Source organism: Nocardia sp. NPDC049220, assembly GCF_040647855.1.
In the GTDB taxonomy this organism is placed as follows: Bacteria; Actinomycetota; Actinomycetes; order Mycobacteriales; family Mycobacteriaceae; genus Nocardia.
On the sequence record NZ_JBEZDA010000001.1, the window covers coordinates 78635 to 98387 of the forward strand.

Below are 19753 nucleotides of genomic sequence, written 5' to 3' on the forward strand. Positions count from 1 at the left end.
GGAGTGGGCGTAATGGCCGGAAGTCCGATGCGGAAGGTAGCGCTGCGCAATCTCGCCGCACACAAGGTGCGCCTTGCCTTGACCCTGTTGTCGGTCGTGCTCGGCACTGCCTTTATCGCGGGATCGTTCGTGTTCACCGATACACTGCAGCGCACCTTCGAGGGGATCTTCGCCAACGAGGCCGTCGGCGTCGATGTCAGGGTGAGTCCGAAAGAGCGCCAAGCGCAAGGTATTTCGAACAATGTGGTGGACGAACTCGAGAAGTATCCCGGCGTCCGTACGGCGGCGCCCAGTGTGAACGGCCCGGTGGTGCTGCTGGATCCCGCCGGGAAGAAAGCAGTGCAGACCGGCGGAGCGCCCAGTTTCGGCCAGTCGTACCTGCCGCCGGGCAAGGCCGTCGCGGTGCCGGACAAGTTCGTGCAGGGTGTGCCGCCTGCTCGACCCGGTGAGATCGGGCTCAACGTCGGCGGGGCCGAGCAGGCCGGGCTGCATGTCGGTGACCGAACCAAGATCCTGATCCCCTCGCAGCCCGACCCGATCGACGTGACTCTCACCGGTATCTACGAAGTCTCGTCGGACACCGGCGGTCTCATCGGTGTGTTGTTCGACGACACGCAGGCGCGCAAGCTGTTCACCGACGGCGCGCACGTCGCCTACGTGGACCTCGCCGCCGACGGTATTCCCGCTGACGAGCTACGCGACGAACTGGCCGCGGCGCTGCCGAACTACAAGGTGCAGAACGGCGAACAGGTCCGCGCCGACCTGAAGAAAGACATCTCCAACGCGCTCAATTTCATCAATTACTTCCTGCTCGCGTTCGGCGCGATCGCGCTGATCGTCGGCACCTTCATCATCTACAACACCTTCTCGATGATCGTCGCACAGCGCCTGCGCGAACTCGCTCTGCTGCGCGCGGTCGGGGCGAGCCGCAGGCAGGTCGGCCGGTCGGTGGTGGCCGAGGCGTTCGTCATCGGGTTGATCGGCAGTGCGATCGGTCTGGCGGGCGGCGTCGGATTGGCGTTCGGGTTGTCGGCGTTGCTGAATGCCTTCGACCTCGGGCTGCCCACCGGATCGCTGACGGTGCTGCCGCGCACCATTCTGATCGGCTTGCTGGTCGGTCTCGTGGTGACGATGGTCAGCGCCTACGCGCCCGCACGCCGGGCGTCGAGGATTCCGCCCGTGCAGGCTATGCGCGAGGAGTTCGCCTCTGCAGGTGAGTCGCTGCGGCGTCGCACGGCGATCGGCGCGGTGCTGGCGGTACTCGGCGTCGGGTTCGTCGTAGTGGGTGCGCGGTCCGCCGGTGGCACGGCGGCCATCACGGTGGGGGTCGGCGCGCTCGCGTTGATCTTCGCGGTGCTGCTCGCCGCGCCCGCGCTGTCGCGGCCGGTGGTGGCCTGGCTCGGGGTGCTGGTGCGCCCGTTCGGACCGATCGGCCGGATGGCACGCAACAACGCGGTGCGCAACCCCCGCCGCACCGCCGCGACGGCCTTCGCGCTCACCCTGGGACTGATGCTGGTGTCGGCGATCGGCATGCTCGGCGCGTCCGCGAAGGCCAGCGTCGGAGTTCTGGTCGACAAGGGTGTCCGGGCCGATTATGTGCTCGCGGGTCCCCAGTTGCTCGGGGTGCCGTTCGGCGCCGCAGACGCGGTCCGCGCTTCGGTGCCGGGCGTCGCCGAGGTGATCGGGATCCGCGCTGCCAGTGTGAAGATCGGTGACGACCAGGTACTCGCCGGTTCAGCGGACGGTCCACTGGACGGGGTGCTGAACTACGACATCGTGCGTGGTTCGAGCACCCTCGGCGACCGCGACGTGCACGTGTCCGATGCCGAGGCCGCCGACCGGGGCTGGCATGTCGGCGATCGGGTCGCCGTGACCAGCTTCGATGGCAAGAAGATTCCGCTCACCGTGACCGGCGTGTACAAGAAGACACCGCTGCTCGGCTCGCTGGTGGTCTCGCAGTCGGTGTACGAGGATGTGGTGCCGCTGAACTTCCGGACCGATTACCTCGTGCTGATCACAGCGAAGCCGGGCGCGAATATCCCCCAGATGCGCACCGATCTGGAAAAAGCGACCGAGCAGTTCGTCGTGGTGCAGGTGCAGGACCGCGAGCAGTTCAAGGGTGCGCAGGGGCGGCAGATCAACACGCTGCTGGCCATCCTCTACGGGCTACTCGCGCTGGCGGTGGTGATCGCGATCCTCGGCATCGTGAACACGCTCGCGTTGTCAGTGGTGGAGCGGCGGCGGGAGATCGGCATGCTGCGCGCCGTCGGTATGCGTCGTGCCCAGGTGCGCCAGTCGATCTACCTGGAGTCGATGCTGATCGCGGTGTTCGGCGCCCTGGTCGGCATGGGGCTCGGTCTCGGGTTGGGTGTCGGATTTCTGCGTACCTTGCGTGATCTGGGTCTCGACCAGATCGCGATTCCATGGTCGCAGTTGGTGCTTGTCCTGATCGGTTCCGCGGTGGTCGGCGTGCTCGCCGCGCTGTGGCCCGCGGTGCGGGCGGCGCGGACGCCGCCGCTCGCGGCCATCGCCGACCTCTGACGGATCGCGCGGCGCACGTTCGAGGTGCGCCGGGCAGTTCTTGCTGGGACTGTCGGTTCAGTATGGCGCGATCGGATCGCAACCATGGCAGGTGCGGCGACGACCTCGGCGCGCAGCGATCATTCTGATGCCGTGGCGCACGGGCGTCGGAAGAAGGTGGGAACAGCCCGGTTGCCGTGGCCGCACCTCGCTGTCGGCGGCTGGCGCCGGCATTGCCGCGCTGGGCCTACCAACTCTGGTCGGCCGCGCGCACAAGTATTTCGTTGACTGCTACGCGTCGGGGCCGGCCCACCATGTAGGTCACCGCGTCGGCGATGTCCTCGGGCATGAGCCGCTCGATGGAGTTGATCTGGGCTTGCACACCCTCGTGTAGTTCGACTCGGGTGTGCGATGCCAACTCGGTGTCGACATTGCCGGGCTCGATCACGCCGACGCGCACGCGCTGGGGTTGCAGTTCCTGTCGAAGCGCTTCGCTGAACGCGTTGACGCCGAACTTGGTGAGACTGTAAACGGCTGTCCCCGGTCGAGCCACCCGGCCCGCGGTGGAGCTGATGGTGACGATGTCGGAGACTTGGCGTGGACCGGTGTTGGTGGATTTCCGCAGATGCGGGAGCGCCGTCTGGGTGATGTACAGCGTTCCATTGACGTTCACATCGATCATTCGTTCCCATTCACCCTCGGGCGCGTCGGCGACCGGCCCTACCAGCATCGCTCCGGCGTTGTTGACGACGATGTCCAGGCGCCCGAACTCCGAGATCGCGTGCTCCACGGCACGGGTGGCCTGTGCACGCTGGGAGATGTCTGCGGTGAAGACACTGGCGGTCCCACCGCTGGCGCGAATCTGCGCCGCGACATCTTCCAGCGGGGCCGGGCGTCGCCCGACCAGGACAACCGCCGCGCCGTCTCTGGCGAGCGCGCGTGAGATCGCCGCGCCGATACCGGTCCCCGCGCCGGTGATCAGCGCAACGGTGCCTGCTAGATGTGCGTGCATGTCCGAACTCCGTTCGCGACAGTCGGATCGAGAGGGATGGCGGGTGCTCGGCCTCGCCTTCGAGGTGAGGCAGCGGTTTCCCACCATAACAGAACAGCGTTCTGCTAACAAGGGAACGGTGTTCTGTTAAAGTGGCGTGGTGTCGGAACCGGTGCCGTTCCAGCGGGCGCGCAGGCCCGCGCAGGTCGAGATGCGTCGCGTGGCGATCTTCGCCGCGGCCCGGCGCATGCTGTCGGAGCGGTCGGTGCGGGAAGTCACACTGCGGGATCTCGCCGAACACGCAGGTATGGCCAAATCGAATGTGCTGCGTTACTTCGACAGCAGAGAAGCTGTGTTCCTCGAATTATTGATCGAGGAATGGGAGTCGTGGCTCGATCATCTCGCGGTCGAAATAGCGGCCGAGCGTGATACCGCTGCCGATGATGCCGCCGGCCAGGCGCGTCGTTTGGCAGCTATGCTCGCCGAAACGCTGAGCGGCAGGCCGGTGCTGTGCGACCTGTTCGCTGCCATGTCGATCGAGTTGGAAACCAACGTGTCGTTCGCGACCGCACGATCGTTCAAGCAGCGTGCTTACGGACTCAACGATCGTCTCGTCGAACTGATCCTGCTTGCCTCGCCCGGTCTGACCGAGACCGCCGCCACCGGGATCGGTCGCGCCCTCATCATCACCGCGGCCGGTTTGTGGCCCTTCGCCCACCCCAACGACATCGTCGCGGCAGCGGCCCTCGAGTCCGGCATCCGACTCGGCCCGGAAAGATTCCAGAAGGAGTTCGGTGACATCACCACAGCACTCGTGATCGGCTTCGCGGCGCGGCGCGGCGACTGAATCCGGCCCCGGCCCCTTGGCCGTGACCGCGCTGCCGCACGGTCTCGATGACGACCCGAGCCGCCCGCCTGTGGCCGACATCGTTGGCGGCTGTACGACGTCCTTGTCGGTAACAGGCGTGAGACGGTGACGTCGTTGTCACCGCGGCCGATCGGCGCGGGAGCGCGAATTCGCCGAATCCTGTTCCCCACCTCGCGGCTCCCATTCAGCGAACACCACGGGGGTGCGACAAGTCCACGACCTGTCTCCGATGACTGATAGGCGCTGCTTCGCAACGCAGGTACGTCGCTCGCGGTGGATACCGAACCAGGGCTGGTCGGGCGTGCGCCGCGACCGCGTCAGCGGCGCAGAAACGCCTAAGCTCGACTTATGGAACTACGGCAGCTGCGGTACTTCGTCGCCGTCGCTGAGGAGCTTCATTTCGGCCGTGCCGCCGCGCGGCTGCACATCTCCGGCCCCGCGTTGTCTCAGCAGATCATCGCGTTGGAGCGGGACCTCGGAGGGCAGCTGTTCGGCCGCGACCGTCGCAGTGTGCAACTTACCGAAGCCGGACGGTCGCTGCTCGAGGACGCGCGTCAGATCCTCGCCATCGCGGCGGGCGCGCGGCAACGGGTCCGCCACCGCGCGGCCGAAGCCATACCACTGCGGCTTGGCTACGTCAGTTGGCTCCCCGACGACGTCATCGCTTGTATCGGCCCGACAGTGTCGCTGCTCATCGACGACTGGGTGCTGCCGTCACATGTGCAGGTCGGCCGTGTGGCCGAAGGCAGCCTCGACCTCGCGCTGGCTTGGACCAGCGCCCAGGACGCCGAGGCACGGGGCCTCAGCGCGCATCTGTTGCGCGCGGAACCGCTTCGGGCGGTCTGCCCCGGGGTGAGTGCGGTCGAGACGGTGCCCGCCGCCGACGTCACCGTGCTGATCGACAGCGACGATTGGGCCTGGTCGTCATGGCACCGGTTCGCTTTCGAATTCGCCACCCAGGTGGGCGCGAGCATCGCGAAAATCGATGACGGCGGGGTGTCGGGCGAAGCGTTCTACGCGCATGTCCGCGATATCAACGCACCTGTTCTCGCCTCGCCCAAACGGCACACCGCCGTCGCGCCGCCCAGCCTCCGATATCGTCCAGTCGCCGACCCGATTCCGTTGTGGACGTGGTCATTACTGCATCGCTCCGATGACGATCGCGGGAGTGTTCGGCACGCCGTCGCATCGCTACTCACCCTCGCCGGCAACCACCACTGGCCCCGCCCGCCGACCGATCGATGGTGGGTACCTTCCGACGATCCGTACCGTGCTGCGCTCACCAGCGGCGATTAGCGCGATGCCGGTGCGAAGTCCGGCCGATCACAGGTAGGACCTTCGTCCTGGACTCTGTCTCCCCGCCGGGTTTGAATCGGAGTGCGGGGTTTCCGGGAAAGGAGGGAGTGCTGATGTCACGCGACCACGTTGCGCACCATCGCGCCGAGTTCGCGAGCGCGGCCGAACCGGACGATGTGGCCGGATATCGTCGATCGACACTGACACGCACTGTGCTCGACAAACTGAATCCACAGCGATCGCGACAGCACGCAGCCGAGGGCACGATCTCGCGGGGCCCACGGTCTCGACCACACGCTCGATGGACGAGGGCGCGAGCCGTCGATGCCGACCGGGGGGCCGCGGAACGCGATGACGCGCATCGAACCGAAGTCGATGGCGTGCGGGTGACGTGGCGCTTGATCGAGCACCATCTGATCGCCATCCTCGCCGTCAACGCGTGTGACGCCTCGCCGGTCGTGTCCTTCGGTCCGGATCACTATCCGGATCTGGCGCAGGCTCGCGAATTGCTTCCAGAACTGGCGAAACTGTGGGATGCGGTGCGCCACGAATTCTGGGCCAAACTCATTCCGCCGCATCCGCGATTGTCGAGTGGTTGGCAATCGGCGTAACCGGGGGTGCGGCCGTTTCAGCGGCTGCGGGCAGCGGTCACATCCGTTGCCTGGTGCGCGCGCGCTGCGCTCGCGGGCTCACGGCGCCGAGAAGTCCGGTCAGCTCGGCGGTGGGGATCTGGTCCAGATGACGCACCGCGGCGATGATCTGCTCACGTAATCCGGAGTCGGCGAACGGTTCACCGAGCCAGTGGAATTTGTCCACGACCCGATCCCATGACATCGGTCGCGTCGGTGATCCCTCGAAGTCCGCCTGTGCACGGTGGAACTCCCGGCCGTCGTGCAGAACGACATGCACGCGCGCCGCGGTGCGTTTCGGGTATTCCGCGGTCAGGTCCGGCGCGGCGACCACGTCCACGCGCCGCAGCAGATCCTGGACGTCGGTTCGGCGGACCCGCTGGGTTCGCGTCTGGTCGGGGCCGACCTGCCCGTCGAGCAACGCGACCGCGGTGAGGTATTTCAGGTTGTAGTCGCCTTGTTCCCTGGTCCAGGGATGGTCTTTGTCGCCGTAGCGACCGCCGCCCGCAAATTCGTAGGCGCCTTGGAAGACCTCGAGGGTGACTCGGGCGACATCGGCCCCGCTGAGATTGTGCTCGTCGCGTATGGCGAGTGTCGCGTCGATGATGGCCTGACCGTGGATCAACGAGCAGTACTGCTTGAGGTAGGTCTGCTCGACAGCATGGAGCGAGCGCTTGCCGGTGTGGAAATCGATCGTCTGATCGAACAACTGGTTGAGGCCATAGGGGCCTTCGAACAGCGTCTTCGGTCCGGTGACACCGCGCTCGGCAAGCAAGGTGGTGTGGACGGCGCGCATCGCGGTATTGGCGGGCGAGACGCCTTTCCAGGTCGAGACCGGTTCAGTGTGCACGGCGGCCAGGGAAACGTTGTCCACTGTCGACGCAGCGATGGCATCCGCGGTGCGTGCCGCGTCGAGTCCGAGTAACTTGGCCGAGCCGGCGGCGACCGACATCGCCAGTTGCAACGCGTGGTTGAGGCCGTGGGCCATGACCGGAACCTGCGCGCTGAATCGACACTGGATCTCGTAGGCGATCGCGAGAGCGAGTAGAAAATCCGCCCCGCTGGCGTCGACATGTTCGGCCATCGCGAGGATGGCGCCGAAGTTGTCGGCAGGGTGACACAATCCGCCGGGAGTCAGATAGGTGTCCAGTAGATCGGAATAACGCACCAAGACCGAGTTGAAGAACGCCGCCTGGTCGACCGATGCCCGCCCGCCACTGATGAAGGTCGAGGTCGGACGACTGCTGAATTGTTCGGCGTGGGCACGTACCCCAGGGATCAGTTCGCCGTCGATCGCGCCGAGCGCACAGGCGAGGCTATCGAGTACGTTGCGTTTCAGCGTCGGCAGGATGTGTTCGGCCACATCGGTCGATCCGGCAACCACCACGAACTCCGCGAGGTCGTCGACAACATAGCTGTGTGTCATCAGTGCTCCGTCCCTTTCGAGGTCGTTTCGTCGCGATCCGCAGCGGCGCGTGACATCGATTCCTGGACAAAGCTCTGATCGGTGGTCGGCCAGACTTTCAAGGAAAGTGTTGAAAGGTCCGCTGTGGTATTTCAATCCAGCTTGGACACCTGATAATGCGTGATTCTGCCACCGTTCGCCCAGTCGGTCACCAGTACGCTGAGGTACACCGAAATTGTCGGCTTATCGGTGAAGGAAAAATCGACGGTCAAATAACCGAGAACAAGATCGTCGGCGAGTCGGCGAGTTTCCAGAATTCGGTAGACGGCCGTCATGCCGAGCGGTTGCGAAGCGTAGTACTCGGCGACGCCTTCGGGTCCGATGGTGTAGGGGTGCAGGCCCTGGAAAATCGCGTCCGCGGTGAAATTCGCGGCCACCTGCTCGGGTTCGTGCGCGTCGAGCGCGGTCTGCCACCGGTCCAGTACGCCACGCAGGATGGCTTCGTTCTCCGCCTTGTGGTTCATCCGACCCACCCGGCGGTACGGATGCCATGGGAGACGTCGCTCGCTACAGCGACTCGCGGAATGGAACTCATTGCTGAACACCTGCTTTCGATCGGGAATAGCGGCAAGAGCTGTGCTGGCTGGTGTCGCATCCCGCAGAACCGGCCGCTGTCGATCTGCTCTGGCGACGACGTCGGGCGCTTCCGGTCGCCCGCAGCACAGCTGACTAATGCAGTGCCTCGAGCAGCTTCTGCGCCAGAGGTGCGGCGGAGGCGGGGTTCTGCCCGGTGTAGAGGTTGCGGTCCACCACCGTGTACGGCTTCCAGATCTCGCCGCGCGTGAAGTTGAGGCCCATGTTGCGCACTTCGTCCTCCAGCAGCCACCGGGCCTTGACGCCCAGTCCGACGGCGTTCTCTTCATCGTTGGTGAACCCCGTGACCTGATAGCCGACGAAGGGTGAGACGCCTTTCACTCGGGTGGCCAGCAGCGCGACCGGTGCGTGGCAGACGATGGCGAGGGGCTTGCCGGACGCGAGCGCCGCGATCAGCAGCCGACCCGAGTCGGCGTCGACGCAGAGATCCTCCATCGGACCGTGGCCGCCGGGGTAGTAGACGGCGTCGTAGTCCTCCAAGCGGACGTCCGCCAGTTCGATCGGCCGCCGCAGTTCCTCGGCGGCGCGCAGGGTGCTCTCCTGCTCCAGGGCGATCTGCTCACTGCCGGCCATCGAAGGACGTAGGCTCATCACATCGACGTACGGCGTCACCCCGCCGGGTGTGGCTACCACCACCGAGTGGCCGGCCCCGGTGAGCGTGCTGTACGGTGCCGCGAACTCTTCAGCCCAGTAACCGGTCGGATGCCGGGTACCGTCTTTGAGCGTCCAATAACTCGATCCGGTCATTACGAAGAGAATCTTGGCCATCTGAGAATCGCCTCCTTGTTCCGACTGCGGCAGGTTTGGGAGGAAGCCTGTATCGAGTGATATTTTATCGCCCCGAAAGTGAATTGACGTGAATAACTACACGGGCTGGAGAGATTGTGCTCGCCCGTGACACCCGGTCGCCGGCCACCGCCGGAAACCACAGCTAGCGGCGGGCGGCGTCCGCGTCTGCCCAGGCTCGAATGTCACCGCGGTCGAGGGCCACGGCCAGCAGTGCGGGAAACTTATCGGGGGTACAGGCGAAAGCGGGAATGCCGAGGGCCGCGAGCGCGGCGGCATTCTCGTGGTCGAAGGAGGGAGCGCCGTCGTCGGAGAGGGCGAGCAGCACGACGATCTGGACACCGGACTCCTTCATCGCGGTGACGCGGCGGAGCATGTCGTCGCGGATGCCGCCTTCGTACAGGTCGGAGATGAGGACGAAGAGCGTGTTGGCGGGTCGGGTGACAAGCGACCGGCAGTAGGCCAGAGCCCGGTTGATGTCGGTGCCACCACCTAGTTGGGTTCCGAACAGCACCTCCACCGGATCGTCGAGTTTGTCTGTGAGATCGACGATTTCGGTATCGAAGACGACCAGCGATGTCCGCAGCGAGCGAACGGCCGCCAGCACCGCGCCGAACACCGCCGCGTATACGACGCTGGTGGCCATCGATCCGGATTGGTCGATGGCGAGCACCACGTCGTGCTGCACAGCCTGCGCCCTACGGCCGTAACCGATCAGGCGTTCCGGCACCACCGTGCGATGCTCGGGGAGATAGGTGGCGAGATTCTTGCGAATGGTGCGGTCCCAGTCGATATCTCGCGGTCGCGGGCGGTCGACCCGAGCCGCACGGTTCAGCGCGCCGGAGACCGCGGCGACAGTCTGGTTTGCGATGCGCTGTTCGATCTCGCGCACCACCTTCGCCACCACCACGCGCGCGGTCGCCTTGGTGGTCTCGGGCATGACCCGGTTGAGGCTCAGCAAGGTGCCGACCAGATGCACGTCCGGTTCCACCGCGTCGAGCAACTCCGGCTCCAGCAGTAGTTGGTTGAGGTTCAGCCGCTGGATGGCGTCGCGCTGCATCACCTCGACGACGGTGCCGGGGAAGTAGCCTCGAATATCGCCGAGCCAACGGGCGACCCGTGGCGCCGAGCCCTGTAGCCCGCCGGTGCGCTTGCCCGGCGACTGATCGTCCGCGGTGTTGTACAGCGCCGACAGCGCCCGATCCATGGCCGCGTCCTCGGCGGATCCGAGGCCACCGAGAACGTCCTCGGCCGCCGCGCCGAGCACCAAACGCCAACGCCGCGACTGTGTTTCGTCGATGGTGTTCACACTGTCACCCCTAGGATCTGCGCCGCGGTGTGCGCCGCGATCGTTCCCCGTTTCAGGTCGATGCCCGCGGTGGTGCCCGCTGCTGTCCGGACCGGCCCGCCGTCGCGCACCGCCTGCCCGATCGCGCGTCGCTCGCCTGATTCGAACGCGCCGAAGGTCCGGCGCAGCAGCGGCAGCGTCTCGACGAACGCGTCGTGGTCGAGTCCGCGCAGCCAATCGTCGATCAGCCGCAATAACTCTCGGTCGTGCACCAGCAGCAGTCCGCGGCCGCCGAGAAATCCATCGATCCACGCCGCCTTGGCCGTAGTCGTGGTGCCGACCGACAGGGCCGCGGCCAGCCTGCCGGCGGACTCGGCGCCGTCGAAGCGGCCTGCGTCGGCGAGCAGGCGGACAGCCCGCCCCACCAGCGCGCCATGGACGTCGTCGCGGTCGGCGAGACGGCGCAGCGCGGCCAACCACGCACCGGTCGCCCAGCTGTCGTCTCTGGTGTGGATGGCCGTGTGCGCCGCGTCGAGCAGGCGGCGCAGTTCGGTGGCTGCGTCGGTGTCCAGCGCCGTCACCGCGGTGGGCAGTCCCGCGCACACGCGCACCAACAGTGCGTCGGCCACGTGTCCGAGCGCCTTGGTGTCGGTGCCACGCACGTCGCCGTATCGCAGCGTTCTGATCAAGCCGGGCAGGACGGCGAGCAGATGGGTGACGTCGTGGTCGAGCGCGGCGGCGGATTCCAGCCGGGCGATCAGGCCATCGGTGGCGCCGCCGAGATCGGCGAGCAGGGCCACCTCCAGCGCGGCGGTGAGCTCACCGACGGTACGCTGCGCCCGGCCCGCGACATCGAGGATTTTCGCCTCGGCCGCGAGGCGAACGGTGGTGCCCCAGAGCGAGGCCTCGATGATCGAAATGGCGTACTCGGGCCGCCATTCCAGCGTCCAGGTCTCCCGGAAGGTGCCGGTGGCGCGCACCTCGCTCGTGGTGAGCGTGCCCCACCCGATGTCGAGCACGCGCAGTCTGTGCAGCAGCCGCGACCGTTCGACCTGACGGTCTTTGCGCAGGTCCAGGTCGATTGCGCGGGGGTGTGGTTCCTGTTTCATACGCAACGAGCGGATCGTGGCGCGCAGGTCCGCTGCCAGCGGCACAGTCGGGGTCGCCGCGGGAACGCTGCCGATCGCCTCGCCGACGACGAGTTCGCCGGTCACCAGACGCAGCATCGTCTCGTCGCCCGCGCACAGCACCGCTCGCGTCGCCTCGGTGACCTCTGACAGACCCGCGAGCGGACGGCCGCGCATCGCGGCGAGCGTGTCCGCGAGCCGAACGGATTCGATGATGTGCGCGGTGGAGACAGGCAGATCGTGCGCGCGCAGCACGCCGGCGACTTTCGTCAGCCACCGGACGATCGGCTGCTCGGTCGCGGTGAACAGGTGGTGATACCAACCCGGTGAGGTGACGCCCGCGCCGTACCCGGAGGTGGCGGCCAACCGCGAGTGCGTCCACGGCACCCAGGTGAGTCGCGCTCTGGTCTTCGGAAGTCCTTTCAGCAGCCGGGCATCGGCTGCGGCGGGACCGAGATCGCCCGCCAGTGCGGGCGCGTGCCATGCCCCGCACACCACCGCCAGCCGGACCGCCCCGCCGTTGTGCGCCATGCGCATGGTCTGCCGCATGTGGGCTTCGCGCCGCAGTGTGTGCGCGTCGATGATGATCGGCTCGGGCGGCGTCGGTCGGCCGATGCCGGTGTCGGCGAGTGCCTCGGCAACCGAATTCGCCTCGTGCGACTGTTCGCTGTGTGACGGTGGGTCGTTCGCCGATTCGGCCTGCGTTGCTGGGTGCTCCGCGGGGTCCGCCTCCGACGGGCATTCGGGCGCCGTCGACTCGGCGGATTCCCGTAACGCTGCCATCGCCTCGGTGATGGCGTCGAACACGTCCGCGTCGGGTGCGGATTCGACGACCGCGTCCCACCACCGCTCGGCATCGTCGTAGCCGCCCGCTTCGGCCAGGGCGGTCAGTGGATCGAACCGGTCTCCCGGTTCGTCCTCCGTGGCGAGCACGACGGTCGCGGGCAGATCACAGAATCGCACGGGCACCTCGTTGTGCACGGCATAGTGCAGGGCCTGCCACTCGGGTGAGAAGACGGCGTACGGCCAGAATGCGGCTTTGGCCGGCGTATTCGGCACATAGGCCAGCAGCGCGACCGGCGGTGTCATCCTTTCGGCCGCGATATAGCCCACCAGCGGGTCGGCGTCCGCGGGCCCCTCGATGAGGATCATGTCGGGACCGTAGGCGGCCAAGGCGAGTCGCAGCGAGCGCGCCGAGCCGGGACCATGGTGTCGAATGCCGAACACCCTGGTCACCGGCCCGGACGCGGTGCGGGAACTCACCCGGTAACTTCGCGGCAGGCCCGATAGAAATCCGACCAGTCGGGTCGTTCACGGACTACGGCCTCCAGATACTCGGTCCAGACCACGGCGTCGGCCACCGGGTCCTTGATCACCGATCCGAGCACCGCGCCCGCAATGTCGGAGGCCCGCAACACTCCGTCGCCGAAGTGGGCCGACAGCGCGATCCCGTTGGTGATCACCGAGATCGCCTCGGCGGTGGACAGCGTTCCCGACGGAGACTTGAGCTTGGTCCGCCCGTCGGCCGTGCTGCCGGAGCGCAGTTCGCGGAAGACCCGCACCACCCGCCGCACCTCCTCCGCCGCGGCGGGTACGGGGGGAAGGTCCAGGGCGGACCCCAACTGCTCGACCCGCCTGCGGACGATGGCGACCTCCTCGTCCTCGCTGGACGGCAGCGGAAGCACCACTGTGTTGAACCGGCGGCGCAGCGCGGAGGACAGGTCGTTGACTCCGCGGTCGCGGTCGTTGGCGGTGGCGATGACGTTGAATCCTTTGGCGGCCTGCACCTCCATGCCGAGTTCCGCCACTGGGAGCGTCTTCTCCGACAGCACGGTGATCAGCGCGTCCTGTACGTCGGAGGGGATGCGGGTGAGTTCCTCGATTCTGGCGATGGCGCCGGTGCGCATCGCGGTCAGCACGGGCGAGGGCACCAGCGCGCCCTCGGTCGGTCCTTCGGCGAGCAGTCGAGCGTAGTTCCAGCCGTACCGGATCGCTTCCTCAGCGGTGCCCGAGGTGCCCTGGACAAGCAACGTGGACCTTCCGCTGATGGCGGCCGAAAGATGCTCCGAGACCCAGGTTTTGGCGGTTCCCGGCACCCCGAGCAGCAGCAGCGCCCGGTCGGTGGCCAGCGTCGTGACCGCGACTTCCATCAGCCTGCGCGGCCCGACGTACTTCGGGCTGATCACGGTGCCGTCATCGAGTGTGCCGCCGAGCAGGTAGGTGACCACCGCCCAGGGCGACAGTCGCCACGACGGTGGCCGTGGCCGTTCGTCGGCCGTGGCGAGTGCGCGTAGTTCGTCGGCGTACTCCTGTTCGGCATGTGGGCGCAGTAGCGGCGGCATCGGGTCGGTCGTGGTCACTGCAACTCCTCGAGCATCATCGAGCGCTGGTTGAGGTCATCGGCGAGCTGGTCGAACGCGTGCTCCCAGGCGGGGTCGTCGCACCGGCGCGCCACTGCGCCGACGGCGCCCGCGGTGGCGACCGGGAGATGCACGGCGGCAGCGGCGAGGAGCGATCGATGCGCGTTCGGTGCGGTGCCATGCGTGTCCGGGCGGCGGGCCGCGGTACGCGCCCGCTCGAACAGCAACAGGATCAGATGCTGCGCCAGCGATTCCGGCCACGGATGGCCCATCGCGGGCAACAGCGCCTCGATTTCGGACAGCCAGGAGCCGTCCAACCGGGTCAGATGCCCCGTCCGGTGGGACGGCGGGAGCAGCGCGAACAACTCACGCCTGCGCAGCATAGCCAGATCGGTGGGCACTCCCGCCTCGAACAGCGCCCGTCCCCACGACGTGTCCTGCTGCGCCAGTGTGGCATCCACCCATCCGTCGAAAATCGGCTGGCGAAACCGGTCCTCGATCGAGGCGCGCACCACCCGCTCCGGTGTATCGAGCAGCCGTGTCCAGTGGGCCAGCGGGGTCGCCGCGACCAGCTGCCGCAATAGGGTGGCGGCATTGTCGGGCGCGCCGTTCCATCGGTAGCTGAATTCGACGGTGCGATCGGTGATCCCGTCGCGGCGGGTCGCGGCGTCGAGCGTATCCGGCAGGGCGAGAACGAGATTTGTGTGCCGGAACCGGTGTTCGACGCGTACCCATGCGTGCGCCCGGTCGCGCATGCGCCGCGCGAATGCCGAATCCGGCAGCAGCGCCAAGAGCGCGGCCGCGGTACGGCGCACGTCAGCACGCCGATCGTCCAGCGCTGCCTCCAGTAGGGGTTCGTCATCCGGCGTGATGCCCTCGGTGAGCACGGCGAGTAGCTCCGCCTTGATCGGACCGGATTCCGTCGGCCAGGCCGCGGTGAGTCGCTGCCTGGCCGCGGTGGCGTCGCACCGCCGGAGCTCGGCGAGCCAGTCGCGTCGCTCGGGCGGCTGACCGAATCGCCAGGTGTCCTCGGCACGCTCGGACATGCCGGGCTGCCGCACCAGGCTCCGCCACTCCGGACGCCACGCCGCCAGCCAACTGCCTCGGACGCCGGCCAGCCGGAGTAACGGTTCGCGCAATACGACATCGATCGTCGCGTGCTCCAGCAGTTGCCCGCTCAACGCGTCCGGGGCCCGATAGTTGTGCGGCGCTGCCGCGTCGAACCATTCGGGCAGAAAGACCGAGCGCTGCTCCAGCAGGCGGGCCAGGCGTGCCGCCGCCGCGCGTGGCAACAGGCGACGACTATCGTCCGCCGCGGGTTCGGGCGCGGTCGCGACAGACGGGCAGACGCCGCCGCGGACGAAAACATCGTGCAGCGCAGCGGATTCCAGCAGCCGCAACGCCGGATCGGTCGACAGCCGGGCCGTGGCGCGTGCCACCGGCGGCGGGAGCCGGTCGAGATCCGGTTTTTTGCGTGCCGTACCGAGCAGTGCGACGGAGGTGAGATCGGTGCCCGAGGTGGGCGCGGCAGGTGGATGCGGCGTGTCGCGGCCGACCCGGTCCGCCACCGCCAAGTCGATGACCTCGCCCGCCGTGAACACCGACATCGGAATCAGACCGCCGGTACTCCATTCGGCGGCCACCGTGACCGGGTGGCCACCGGAGACGCCGAGCAACCGCCACGACTGGTCGGTACCTGTGATAGGCAGTGCCGTCCCATCGAATTCGGTGACGTACCAGCCCTCGGCGGTCCACGTGGGAACCACATCGACCAGCAGCATCGGCCAGGTGCGCAGCCACGGGTCGCGGCCGAGCGCGGCGGCGTGGGCGGTCAGCGCGGTGGCGATCGTGTTCGGCCGCTCCGAGTCGACGGGCAGTGTGGTGAACGGTTCGGCGGCGCCGTACTGTTCGCCCCACAGCGCGCGCAGCGGTGCGGCGCCCGGGTAGTAGTGCAACTCGGCGTCGGCGAGTTCACCGGGGGCGGGGAGATCGGCGGGGAAGCTCGGGGAGCCGAAGGAGTGGTCGATGATCAGCCCCCACCGTCTGTGGACGCGCCCGTACAACCAGGTGCGCCTGGTGTAGAGCCGCTCGTCGGCCGAGATCTGTCGAGCGAACACCATCCAGCGGTCCCGCACCGGGGGCTCGGCGCGCACCAGCTCGGCCGAGGTCGGGTAGCCGATATGGGCGCGGACGCTGGCGCGCAACGCCGGCGACAAGTCGTCGAGCTGCCGGTGCGCGGCGACGAGTAGGTGTATCCGCGCGTATTCGCGCAGGACGACATCGGGCCAGTCGGCCCTGGTGACCATCGTCGTCGCCAGTCCGCGCAGGGCCGAGGCGATGCCGGGCGCTTGCGCGTCGACCATTCTCGCGGCGATGGACTCGAAGGCGTGCGACGAGCGGTCGGTCTGTGCCAATCCGGTGCGTATCTGGTCACCGAGCCAGATATCCAGTTCCACCATCCCCGCGGTGACCCGCGTCCTGCGCTGTTCGGCGGTGGCCGGGTTCGGCGTGTGGACGCGTTGTCCGACCCGGGTGGCCGCCCGGCCGCCGAGCCAGGCCGCGGCGAAGTCCGCGGTCTGCGCGACCACGGGAACCTCGCCCGCTGCCCAGGCCAGCAGCAGCGCCAACGCGTGCTGGCACGGAAACTTGCGGCTGGAGCAGGTGCAGCTGTAGGCGGGACCGGACAGCTCGATGATGGTCTGGCACGGCGTGGCGCCGCTGCCCGGATACCGTCCCCACAATGCGGTCTCGTGCTGCCCGGCATCGCGCCGACGGCCCGCGAGTTTCCGCGCCGCGGACAGTACGTTCGCGTCCGGGGCGAGCGCTGTGACCTGGTCTTCGGTCCACGGCGTCGTCATTGCGCGGCTCGATGGTGCCTCATCGCCTTCCCCGTTCCTCGGTTGACCGGATTTCTACCGCAGGCCACCGACAAGCGCCGCCCCCGATGGCGCTTGTGCACGGAATATCCTGTCTCGGCCGCACATTCGCCGGCCGAGGTGATCTTGCGTCGATCAACGCGCTCTGGCATTCTGTGCTGTTCGGCTGGGCCGAGCCACCCGGAACGGGTGTGGACACCATCGAGCTGCCCGCCGGGGTTGGCGAGGGGTGGACATCGAAACGGGGCCGAGTCGTTTCGATGGCCATATCCATCCCCGCGGGCAGATTCGCACCAGCCCTGTGGGCGAATTCGTCGGCTTCGGGTAGCGTTTCGCACAGCTTCGACAATGCTGCCGTGCACGGGGCCGGAGGACGTGGCGGCTCCGTGGTGAGGGGATTTTCGCATGCGCCCGGATCCCGACGCCGTCCATGTCGTCCACGTCGGCGGCCCCTCGGCGTCCGCACCCCGGCTGTCCGACGTGGTGACCAGGCGCCTCGCCGAGGATCCTGCGGTGACGCCGTCGGTCACCCGGACCGTGCTGCGCGCGCTCGGTGGCACCGAGTCCGATAATTCCGCAACGGAATTCGATCACTCCGGGATCTTCCTGCGTTCCATCCGGGTGCGTGGATTCCGTGGCATCGGCCCGGAGGCGACGCTGCACCTGCCGCCCGGTCCCGGCCTCACCCTGGTGGTCGGCCGCAACGGCAGCGGTAAATCCAGTTTCGCCGAAGCTGCCGAACTGGCGCTGACCGGCGGGAATCGCCGATGGGATGGCCGTTCGGCCGCGTGGCGAGAAGGCTGGCGCAACCTGCACGACGGCAGCGCGGCCCGCATCGAGTTGGCGCTGCTGACCGCGGGGGGTGCGCCCAGCTCGACCATCATGAAGGAGTGGGAACCCACCGCCGATCTGGCCGACGCGCACTGGACCGAGCAGCATCCGCCTGGTCCGCCAGCGGAATTCGACACCGACCGGTGGGCGGCCCAACTGGAGCTCTACCGTCCCTTCCTGTCCTACAGCGAGCTCGGTGCGCTGGTCGACGGCAAGCCGAGTGATCTGTTCGATGCCTTGCACCAGTTACTCGGCCTCGACGAACTCACCGTGGCGCAGGAACGAATCCGGGTTCGCCGGCTGGAATTGGAACGTGCCGTCCGAGACTCGCGCCTGGAACGCTTGGAACTGCTCGAACTGCTCGCGTCGGTGGACGACGATCGGGCGGTGCGCGTGGCCGATCTGCTGCGCCTCGCACAGCCGGATCTCGCCGCGGTCGGTCGTGAGGTGCTCGGTGTCGTCGACGACCCGGTCGGATCGGACGGGTTGCGGGCCATCGTTCGGCTCGCGCTGCCGACCGGCACGGACGTGGCGGAGGCCGCCGTCCGGCTGACGGAGTGTGGCGCGGCCCTGGCCAGGGACACGACTACCGACGCGGCGGCCGACCTTCGGGTCCTGGAGCTGTTGCGGAAGGCGCGCGATCACCGGACGGCGAGCGGGACCTGTCCGTGCCCGGTCTGCGGACGCGGCGCACTCGACGATGAGTGGTTCCGCGACACCGAGGCCGCTATCGACCAGCTCGCCGTCCGGGTCGACGCGCTCGCCACCGCGCGCGCCGACCTGGATGATGCCGTACGCGCGGCACGGGCACTGCCGAATCTCGTACCCGCGGAACTGGATTTCGATCCGCGCACGCCGCCGTCGGTGGACACCTCCGCGGTGCGCGCGGCATGGGCCGACTGGGCGGCGATATCCGGCGCCGACTACACCCCGGAACTGCCCGATCGGCTGCGTGGCGTGCACGCGCGACTGGCCGACGAGCTCGAACTGCTGCAGCAGGGGACCCGTAAGGAACTCGACCGCTTGCACGAGGTGTGGACGCCGCTGGTGCCGCGGATCGCGAGCTGGTTGGAGGGCGCCCACAAGGTCGCCGCCGACACGGCCGAACTGCGGACGGTGAAAAAGGCCGAGGACTGGCTGAAGTCGGCTACCGCGGGCTTACGGGGTGAGCGCATGACACCGTTGGCGACGACGGCGCGTTGGGTGTGGCAGACGCTGCGCCAGCAGAGCAACGTCGAGCTCGGCGCGATTCGGTTGCAGGGCAACGCGGGAACTGCGCGTCGGGTGCTGCTGGACGTGACCGTGGACGACGTGGACGGCGCCGCGCTCGGTGTGATGAGCCAGGGGGAACTGCACGCGCTCGGCCTTTCGCTGTTCCTGCCCCGGGCCACGGTCGAAGAGAGCCCCTTTCGTTTCGTCATGATCGATGACCCGGTGCAGGCGATGGACCCGGCCAAGGTGGACGGTCTGGCTCAGGTGCTCGCCACGGTCGCGTGGACCCGCCAGGTGGTGGTCTTCACCCATGACGAGCGACTCGCCGAGGCGGTGCGGCGGATGTCGCTCGACGCCACCGTGCTGGAGGTGCAGCGCCGCGACCGTTCGGTGGTCGAGGTCCGGGTGTCGAGCGATCCGATCCGCCGCTACCTCGACGACGCCCGCGCGTTGGTGCGCACTCCGCAGTTGCCCGCAGCGATCGCCGACGAACTCGTCGCCACCTGCTGCCGTTCCGCGGTTGAGGCGGCCAGCCTGGCCAGGGCCCGGCGCACCCTGCTCGCCGCGGGGATCAACCACCGCGAGGTCGAACGCCACATCGACGCCGCGCACTCCACCAGGGCAAAGGTGGCGCTCGCGGTGTTCGGGGTCGGCAGCAAGGTGGACGACTTGAACAAGAACTTGGTTGCGCGCGAGGGAAGGTGGGTGGTGGACGCGCTGCGTGACGCAACGGCGGGCGCGCATGTGCCGATCGGGCGCACTATGCGCGAGTTGATCGGCGAGACCGAGAAGTTCGTCGACTGGCTGAGCCGGTGAGGCGGCGGTGAGCGGGCGGCGTCCACCGGCCGGCGCGCGCCGTGGACCCGGGCCGCGCAACGGCTCGCGGCGCCCACGCGCGAATCGTCCTTCG

At 67.9% G+C, this 19753-nt stretch carries 13 protein-coding genes; 5 read left to right on the plus strand and 8 right to left on the minus strand.

Annotation, left to right across the window (positions count from 1 at the left end; translation table 11 throughout):
• Positions 1 to 12 precede the first annotated feature (12 nt).
• Positions 13 to 2541 carry an FtsX-like permease family protein gene (locus AB0C34_RS00325; protein ID WP_357065707.1) on the plus strand — a complete coding sequence of 843 codons (2529 nt, stop codon included), beginning with the start codon at positions 13 to 15 and terminating at the stop codon, positions 2539 to 2541.
• 226 nt (positions 2542 to 2767) lie between these two features.
• On the opposite strand, the gene AB0C34_RS00330 is transcribed toward AB0C34_RS00325, so the two are convergent.
• Positions 2768 to 3532 carry an SDR family NAD(P)-dependent oxidoreductase gene (locus AB0C34_RS00330; protein ID WP_357065710.1) on the minus strand — a complete coding sequence of 255 codons (765 nt, stop codon included), beginning with the start codon at positions 3530 to 3532 and terminating at the stop codon, positions 2768 to 2770.
• 139 nt (positions 3533 to 3671) lie between these two features.
• Between AB0C34_RS00330 and AB0C34_RS00335 the strand changes: the two genes are divergently transcribed.
• The 3 genes from AB0C34_RS00335 to AB0C34_RS00345 all read left to right on the plus strand — a co-directional run bounded on the left by AB0C34_RS00335 (position 3672) and on the right by AB0C34_RS00345 (position 6286).
• Positions 3672 to 4358, plus strand: coding sequence for a TetR family transcriptional regulator (locus AB0C34_RS00335; RefSeq protein WP_357065713.1), 687 nt, complete (start codon positions 3672 to 3674; stop codon positions 4356 to 4358).
• Positions 4359 to 4727: 369 nt separating this feature from the next.
• Complete coding sequence (locus tag AB0C34_RS00340) at positions 4728 to 5675, plus strand: LysR family transcriptional regulator (RefSeq protein ID WP_357065715.1); 948 nt, start codon at positions 4728 to 4730, stop codon at positions 5673 to 5675.
• A gap of 113 nt (positions 5676 to 5788) precedes the next feature.
• The gene (locus AB0C34_RS00345; protein WP_357065718.1) at positions 5789 to 6286 is read left to right on the plus strand and encodes a hypothetical protein; all 498 of its coding nucleotides are present in this window, start codon (positions 5789 to 5791) and stop codon (positions 6284 to 6286) included.
• Between the two features lie 37 nt (positions 6287 to 6323).
• Here AB0C34_RS00345 and AB0C34_RS00350 read toward each other — a convergent pair whose 3' ends face one another.
• The 7 genes from AB0C34_RS00350 to AB0C34_RS00380 all read right to left on the minus strand — a co-directional run bounded on the left by AB0C34_RS00350 (position 6324) and on the right by AB0C34_RS00380 (position 16782).
• Positions 6324 to 7730: an MmgE/PrpD family protein gene (locus AB0C34_RS00350; RefSeq protein WP_357065721.1), complete on the minus strand. Its 1407-nt coding sequence runs from the start codon at positions 7728 to 7730 to the stop codon at positions 6324 to 6326.
• A gap of 131 nt (positions 7731 to 7861) precedes the next feature.
• Positions 7862 to 8233: a hypothetical protein gene (locus AB0C34_RS00355; protein WP_357065723.1), complete on the minus strand. Its 372-nt coding sequence runs from the start codon at positions 8231 to 8233 to the stop codon at positions 7862 to 7864.
• A 205-nt stretch (positions 8234 to 8438) separates the two neighbouring features.
• On the minus strand, positions 8439 to 9131 hold the full coding sequence (locus tag AB0C34_RS00360) for a type 1 glutamine amidotransferase domain-containing protein (RefSeq protein WP_357065725.1): 693 nt from the start codon (positions 9129 to 9131) through the stop codon (positions 8439 to 8441).
• Positions 9132 to 9294: 163 nt separating this feature from the next.
• Positions 9295 to 10458, minus strand: coding sequence for a VWA domain-containing protein (locus AB0C34_RS00365; RefSeq protein ID WP_357065728.1), 1164 nt, complete (start codon positions 10456 to 10458; stop codon positions 9295 to 9297).
• Positions 10455 to 12827, minus strand: a complete 2373-nt coding sequence (locus AB0C34_RS00370) for a DUF5682 family protein (RefSeq protein ID WP_357065731.1) — start codon at positions 12825 to 12827, stop codon at positions 10455 to 10457. Before AB0C34_RS00370 ends, AB0C34_RS00365 begins: the two co-directional genes overlap by 4 nt.
• Positions 12824 to 13906, minus strand: coding sequence for an AAA family ATPase (locus tag AB0C34_RS00375; protein ID WP_357068362.1), 1083 nt, complete (start codon positions 13904 to 13906; stop codon positions 12824 to 12826). Before AB0C34_RS00375 ends, AB0C34_RS00370 begins: the two co-directional genes overlap by 4 nt.
• Before the next feature lie 14 nt (positions 13907 to 13920).
• Positions 13921 to 16782 (minus strand): DUF5691 domain-containing protein, encoded by a 2862-nt coding sequence (locus AB0C34_RS00380; RefSeq protein ID WP_357065734.1) that lies wholly within the window; start codon positions 16780 to 16782, stop codon positions 13921 to 13923.
• A 423-nt stretch (positions 16783 to 17205) separates the two neighbouring features.
• Here AB0C34_RS00380 and AB0C34_RS00385 point away from each other — a divergent pair, with 423 nt between their 5' ends.
• Positions 17206 to 19659 carry an AAA family ATPase gene (locus tag AB0C34_RS00385; RefSeq protein WP_357065736.1) on the plus strand — a complete coding sequence of 818 codons (2454 nt, stop codon included), beginning with the start codon at positions 17206 to 17208 and terminating at the stop codon, positions 19657 to 19659.
• The last annotated feature ends 94 nt before the right edge of the window (positions 19660 to 19753 follow it).

Excerpts from the sequence above, each read along its gene's own strand:
- AB0C34_RS00325 (WP_357065707.1), top strand. The coding sequence starts at position 13 with ATGGCCGGAAGTCCGATGCGGAAGGTAGCGCTGCGCAATCTCGCCGCA.
- AB0C34_RS00330 (WP_357065710.1), bottom strand. The coding sequence starts at position 3,532 with ATGCACGCACATCTAGCAGGCACCGTTGCGCTGATCACCGGCGCGGGG.
- AB0C34_RS00340 (WP_357065715.1), top strand. The coding sequence starts at position 4,728 with ATGGAACTACGGCAGCTGCGGTACTTCGTCGCCGTCGCTGAGGAGCTT.
- AB0C34_RS00345 (WP_357065718.1), top strand. The coding sequence starts at position 5,789 with ATGTCACGCGACCACGTTGCGCACCATCGCGCCGAGTTCGCGAGCGCG.
- AB0C34_RS00350 (WP_357065721.1), bottom strand. The coding sequence starts at position 7,730 with ATGACACACAGCTATGTTGTCGACGACCTCGCGGAGTTCGTGGTGGTT.
- AB0C34_RS00355 (WP_357065723.1), bottom strand. The coding sequence starts at position 8,233 with ATGAACCACAAGGCGGAGAACGAAGCCATCCTGCGTGGCGTACTGGAC.
- AB0C34_RS00360 (WP_357065725.1), bottom strand. The coding sequence starts at position 9,131 with ATGGCCAAGATTCTCTTCGTAATGACCGGATCGAGTTATTGGACGCTC.
- AB0C34_RS00375 (WP_357068362.1), bottom strand. The coding sequence starts at position 13,906 with ATGCCGCCGCTACTGCGCCCACATGCCGAACAGGAGTACGCCGACGAA.
- AB0C34_RS00380 (WP_357065734.1), bottom strand. The coding sequence starts at position 16,782 with ATGACGACGCCGTGGACCGAAGACCAGGTCACAGCGCTCGCCCCGGAC.
- AB0C34_RS00385 (WP_357065736.1), top strand. The coding sequence starts at position 17,206 with ATGCGCCCGGATCCCGACGCCGTCCATGTCGTCCACGTCGGCGGCCCC.